Below are 842 nucleotides of genomic sequence, written 5' to 3'. Positions count from 1 at the left end.
GGATACGAACTCCTTAATACCGATACCGGCTTATTATATTTTGCCAGATGGGTCAGGAATAAGGCTATACCTGCCAGCGCGTCCCTGCCGTAATGCAGTTCCGGGTAGATCACTCCCCCGTTGCCTTCTCCGCCGATTACCGCGTTGGTTTCCTTCATCTTGTTCACCACATTTACTTCGCCTACTGCTGCTGCATGGTAGGTTCCGCCTGCTTTTTCGGTGACATCCCTTAGTGCCCTTGTGGATGAGAGGTTGGATACCGTATTGCCTTTGGTATGCTGCAGTATATAATCTGCTACGGCTACCAGCGTATATTCTTCGCCGAACATGCTGCCGTCTTCGCATACAAAGCATAGCCTGTCTACATCGGGATCTACCGCTATGCCCAGGTTGGCTTGTTTCTTCGTTACTTCCTGCGATAGCGCGATCAGGTTCTCCGGCAATGGTTCCGGGTTGTGCGGGAACTCTCCATCCGGTTCGCAGTATAGTTCGTGTACCGTATTTATGCCCAGTGCTTTCAGCAGTGCCGGTACAAAGATGCCGCCAGTGGAGTTCACACAGTCGATCACTATTTTGAAGTTGGCTTTCGCTACTGCTTCCTTATCTACCAGTGGCAGGGCCAGTATCTGGTCGATGTGTTTTTGAAGGTAAGTATCGTCGTTAGTTACCTTGCCCAGGTTGTTTACATCGGCATAAGTAAAATCGCTGTTCTCGGCTATTTCCAGTACTTCTTTACCATCGGCATCATTAATAAATTCGCCTTTTTCGTTCAGCAGTTTCAGCGCGTTCCATTGTTTGGGGTTATGGCTGGCAGTTAATATAATACCGCCTGCCGCCTGTTC

At 49.3% G+C, this 842-nt stretch carries 1 protein-coding gene; it reads right to left on the bottom strand.

All coding sequences use genetic code 11. The features are described 5' to 3' along the window. Nucleotides 1-842, bottom strand: an 842-nt coding sequence (locus AC07NA_RS26230) for a phosphohexomutase domain-containing protein (protein WP_494901028.1), incomplete at both ends; no start/stop codon positions are given.

Source organism: Mucilaginibacter sp. GW821-FHT07G05 (assembly GCF_059418565.1).
The sequence above is the reverse complement of the archived record's forward strand: the minus strand, read 5'-3'. Positions and strand labels throughout refer to the sequence as shown.